Origin of the sequence: Streptomyces sp. NPDC086519, assembly GCF_040686075.1 — a bacterium.
GTDB classification, from domain to species: Bacteria; Actinomycetota; Actinomycetes; order Streptomycetales; family Streptomycetaceae; genus Streptomyces; species Streptomyces shenzhenensis.
Genome location: NZ_JBFBJL010000142.1, coordinates 1 through 4566 on the forward strand (window position 1 = coordinate 1; position 4566 = coordinate 4566).

A 4566-nucleotide genomic window follows, 5' to 3' on the forward strand; every position below is an offset into this window, starting at 1 on the left:
CTGCAGGACGAAGTGCCCGCGAAGGACGCGGTGGCGGGCAACCACATGTTCACCAACCCGCAGGCCGGCCGCGCCTGAGACACCGGACCGGCGAGGCGGGCGGCACGCGCCGCGCGGGCCATGCCGGCCAGGGGCTCGACCGCACTTGCCGTTCCAGGGCTGAGGCCCGACCGACACCTGACGCAAACGAAGAGACTGGGGTGCCTCGAGGTTTCCGGACAGGTACTACAGCCGGAGATCTTGAGGGTCGGTGATCGGCGGGATCGGTCGGTGGTGCGCCCAGGGCTGTAGGCGGAGCGGAAGTGGGTCGCCGCGGCGTCGGTAGTGGCTGACCTGGGCTCGGGTCTGGTGTCGAAGCCGAGTTCCACGGCCCACTCGGCGAGGGTGTCTGCCCACCGCCGCACATTGCCGACGAGCCCCGGTCCGTCCCCGCGGTCGCCGATCACGTTGTAGACGCGCCGGAGCGTCCTCGGGTCGCGGCCTGCGCCGGCGGCCACCTCGTCGATGATCTGCTCTTAGCTAAGCCGAGAAAACAGCCAACTTCATCGCCTCATCTGACCTGAACAACACAACCGAGGAAACACTCATGCCAATGTTTCACGCCCACCTTCCGGCTCAAAAGTTCTCTAGCGAAGAGAAGCGGGCTCTGGCGGACGCCTTGAATCTCGCTCTTCATGAAGCCATGGATACACCTATGGATGACCGTTTCGTCATCATCAGTGAGCACAAGGACGATGAATTCTTCATCCATCCGACTTTTCCTGGCGTGAAGAGATCCGACAAGCGCATGATCGTAACGGTGACGACCGGTACGAGCAGGACGGTGGAGCAGAAACGCAAGCTCGCGGAGCTGGTCACCCGATACGCCGTAGAAAAGGTTGGCGTCAGCCAGGATGATGTCACCCTGATGATGTATGCCATTCCCTTGGAGAACATGAGCTTCGGCGGTGGAAAGCTGGTCTCCGACATCGACCTCTCTATGCCTTGGGTAAACAAGTAAGAAGGACGAAGCTGCCCTGTTCTTTGGATCGGGGCAGCGAAAATGCCTTGAAATGGAGCCCCACCATGTCCCGACAGCAGCGCCAAGCCCTCGACGCCCTGCACCGCTCCGTCCCGCGCCCCGACACGCAGCCCGCCCCCGCCGAGCTGCGCACCTCGTTCGCCGCGGCCGTGACCCGGCCGGCACCGGAAGGCGTCACCACCCGCAGGACCGTCCTGGGCGGGCGGCCCGCCCTGAGCTTGGAGCCGGCCGGAGCGGCAGACCGCGGACGGCTCCTCTACCTCCACGGCGGCGGCTACGTCGCCGGCTCACCGGACACCCACACCGGCCTCGCCGGTGAACTCGCCGCCCGCGCCGGACTGCGAGCGACATCGGTGGACTACCGGCTGGCTCCCGAGCACCCCTTCCCCGCGGCGGTCGACGACGGACTCGCCGCCTACCGCGACCTGCTGGCGACCGGAGCCAATCCACGAGAGATCGTCGTGGCAGGTGACTCGGCCGGCGGCGGCCTGAGCATCGCCACCCTGCTCGCCGCCCGCGAGGCCGGGCTGCCGCAGCCGGCCGCCGTGGTGGTCTTCTCCCCGTGGGTCGACCTCACCCTCTCCGGAGAGAGCATGCGCACCAAGGAAGACGCCGACCCGATCGTCACCGCGGCCGGCATGCGCGCGTTCGCGGATCTCTACATCGGCTCAGGCAACCGCAACCACCCCCTGGCGAGCTCGGTGTTCGCCGACCTCGCCGGCCTGCCCCCGATACTCGTACAGGTCGGCGCGAACGAGGTGCTCCTCGACGATGCGGTACGTCTGGCCGCCCGCGCGGGCGCGGCCCAGGTCGAGGCCACGCTGGAGATCGGGCCGGGCCTCCCGCACGTCTACCAGACGGAGCATGGGCGTCTCGACGAGGCGGACGCCGCACTCGACCGCGCCGCCCGCTTCCTCGTCAGCCACCTCGGCGCCCTGGCCGACGCCGGTCAGGTACCGGGGCACTGAGCAGGTGCGCTCCCAACCTCTGGTGGACGGCCACAGGCCAATTGCAGGCTGCTCACATAACTCACCGTGCTCAGACCGGTATTGCGAGCATCCCTGGTCCGCTTTCAGCAGGACGGGCACCAACGGATCCATCCACGTACACCGATGCCACGACAACGGTCCGTCCGCCTTCGACGACGTCCCCGAGTGAGCGGTGTGCAGCGTGGAGTTTGCCGGTCAAGTGGGCTGGTGTGCGTGGGCTCCGGGGTGCTCATGCTGGTAGGGGGCGGATGACTCCCGGCAAGGTCATCGGTCAGCGGGCGCCTTCGCGGTTCGTCAGCACCAGCAGGGCCCTCACCAGGGCGGTCGCCCACTTCGGGTCGGTGCGGACCTTGCCGAGCGCGGGTCATCTCGTGCCCTCCCGGCATTCGTAGGCCCCAGCAGGTCGCCGCAGCGCCGCTCGATGCCTTGGTGGATGAAAGAAGTTCGCGGTGGTGCTTACGTCTCGCACGCTGCGCGGTGCGGCCGTCAGCGGCCGTGGAAGTCCAGGACCGGCCGGGGCTTGCCCGCCCGCAGCGCCGCGGCGGCGGACTCCAGGCCGGCGCGGACGTCCTGTGTCGCGAACAGCGGTACGGACAGGTCGAAGAGATCCCGGTCCGCCGAGGGGCCAGCTGTGCAGCAGCGCCTTGTGCGCGGCGTGGGCCAGGGTGGGACCGCAGGCCACTCGGCGGGCGAAGTCCCCGGCATGGCTCAGGAGTTCGTCGTCCGGGACTAGGCGGTTGATGACACTAGTGTCGGCCATGACCTGCGCGGGCACATGCTCCGAGGTGAGGGCCCACTCAAAGGCGCGGGCGCGGCCGACGCGTTCGGCGACGCGGTAGATCCCCCCGAGGAGAGTGGTGATCCCCAGGGTCTGCTCGGGGTGCCCGAAGCGTGCGCTCTGCCCCGCGAAGACCACGTCGGCACGCAGCGCGAGTTCGAAGCCGCCACCAAAGCAGAGCCCCCCTGGACTGCGGCGATGACGGGTACGGGGAGCTGCTCGAAGCGGTTGTACACGTCGAGGTAGCGGTCGAACGTCGCCCGCAGTTCCCGCGCCGTCATGCCTCGCCATGCGGTGAAGTCTCCGCCGAAGCTGAAGTCGGGGCCTTCCGCGCGAAGGAGCACGGCGCGGGCCTCACTGCGCCCAATGTCGGCAACCGCCTCGCCGAGCTCGTCGATCAGTTGCGCGGTCAGGCGGTTCTGCGGCGGATGGGCGAGGACGATCTCGGCGATCGCGGCCTCGTCCTCCTTGCCGGGCAGGTGTAGGTCAGGTGCGGCATGGCCGGTCAGTTCTCCTTCGTGAGGTGATCGCGGAACCAGGCCACGGCCGCCCTGGACGCCGTATCGAACTGTGCGATGTAGGGATCGAAATGGCCGCCGGGGATCAGTTCGAGCCGCTTGGGCTCGAGTGCCTTCTCGTACGCCGCCAGAGCCAGGTCGGTGACGGTGACGGTGTCGCCGGTGGCGACCACCATCAGCAGGGGGGTGGGAGAGACGCGCGCGATCCAGGTGCCGGGCTCGTACATGCGGGCAGCGCGGGTGGAGCGGACCGTCACCTCGTTCTTCCACAGTCCTTCAGGGACGGGTTGCAGATAGAAGTCGATCGCTTCCTGCGTGCGGTAGGACGCCGGCACCGACGGGTCGGCACTCACCAGGGCCTGGCGGCGCGGAGGTTCGCCCCGCAGACGGCCTCGTTCGTCCTCGTTGAACGCCTCCTCCAAGGCGGTGGTCGCCTCCGGTGGGATGCGGCGCAGCCCCTGCTCGTAGCCGCTGATGGTCGGCACCTGCGAGACAACCGCCTTCAGGCGCCGGTCGGTGGCGCCCAGGACGATCGCATGCCCGCCCGCGTAGCTCGTGCCCCACAGGCCGATCCGGTCGGAGTCCACTTCGTCACGGCTCTCCAGGTAGGTGATCGCTCGCCGCCAGTCGGCGATCTGCTGCCAGGGGTCGATGTCCTGGCGGGGCTCACCGTCGCTGGCACCGAACCCGCGGTGGTCGTGGACCAGGACCACGAACCCTTCCTCGGCGAAGACCTCCGCGAAGGGCTCGATGCCGTGCTTGGTCGTACCGCCGTAGCCGTGGGCCATCGTGATCGCCGGGTGAGGCCCCGGGGGGTCGGGCAGGTACAGCGTGCCGCGCAGCGTCACCGCACCCTCGGCCGGGAAGGAGACTCGTTCTCGCAGGGTCATGAAGGGACACTCCTGGGCAGCGATTGCGTACGATAAATGAAAGAGAGTTTCCACGCGTCTCTGAAACGCGAGACCCTCCAGGGCGCCCGCCACTACGGCGACGCCGGCACCTGTCGCAGAACCGTTTTCGCCGGGCTGGCACGCTACAACACTCGCCGCCGACACTCGGCCAACGGCCACCTCAGCCCCAACGAATACGAACACCGACACCGCGCGGCTAAGCTCACGCTCGCCGCGTGATCAACGAAGCGTGTCCACCATCAAGGGGGAAGGCCCGTCGGCGAGTGAGACGACGTAGCGCTCCAGGCGGGCCATCGGCGAGGTGAGCACCGCGTGCGGGCCCTCCCGCAGCTCCTCGCGGGCCTGGGCG

Annotated in this window: 5 protein-coding genes and 1 pseudogene; 3 read left to right on the forward strand and 3 right to left on the reverse strand. The window is 68.5% G+C overall.

Annotated elements, in window-relative coordinates:
- The first annotated feature begins 586 nt into the window (after positions 1 to 586).
- Together AB0P24_RS47520 and AB0P24_RS47525 are read left to right on the forward strand one after the other, a co-directional pair.
- Positions 587 to 1000 (forward strand): tautomerase family protein, encoded by a 414-nt coding sequence (locus tag AB0P24_RS47520; RefSeq protein ID WP_365805671.1) that lies wholly within the window; start codon positions 587 to 589, stop codon positions 998 to 1000.
- Between the two features lie 65 nt (positions 1001 to 1065).
- Entirely contained in the window at positions 1066 to 1989 is a 924-nt protein-coding gene (locus tag AB0P24_RS47525) for an alpha/beta hydrolase (RefSeq protein WP_365805673.1), read from the forward strand.
- Between the two features lie 385 nt (positions 1990 to 2374).
- Here AB0P24_RS47525 and AB0P24_RS47530 read toward each other — a convergent pair whose 3' ends face one another.
- The 3 genes and pseudogenes from AB0P24_RS47530 to AB0P24_RS47540 all read right to left on the reverse strand — a co-directional run bounded on the left by AB0P24_RS47530 (position 2375) and on the right by AB0P24_RS47540 (position 4196).
- On the reverse strand, positions 2375 to 3079 hold the full coding sequence (locus tag AB0P24_RS47530; protein ID WP_365805675.1) for an enoyl-CoA hydratase/isomerase family protein: 705 nt from the start codon (positions 3077 to 3079) through the stop codon (positions 2375 to 2377).
- Positions 2980 to 3327, reverse strand: a pseudogene (locus AB0P24_RS47535) (enoyl-CoA hydratase/isomerase family protein); the annotation flags it as partial. The gene AB0P24_RS47530 and the pseudogene AB0P24_RS47535, both read right to left, overlap by 100 nt.
- Positions 3294 to 4196, reverse strand: a complete 903-nt coding sequence (locus AB0P24_RS47540) for an alpha/beta hydrolase (RefSeq protein WP_365805677.1) — start codon at positions 4194 to 4196, stop codon at positions 3294 to 3296. The pseudogene AB0P24_RS47535 and the gene AB0P24_RS47540, both read right to left, overlap by 34 nt.
- A 36-nt stretch (positions 4197 to 4232) precedes the next feature.
- Between AB0P24_RS47540 and AB0P24_RS47545 the strand changes: the two genes are divergently transcribed.
- Positions 4233 to 4436 (forward strand): IS3 family transposase, encoded by a 204-nt coding sequence (locus AB0P24_RS47545; RefSeq protein WP_365805679.1) that lies wholly within the window; start codon positions 4233 to 4235, stop codon positions 4434 to 4436.
- Positions 4437 to 4566 lie beyond the last annotated feature (130 nt).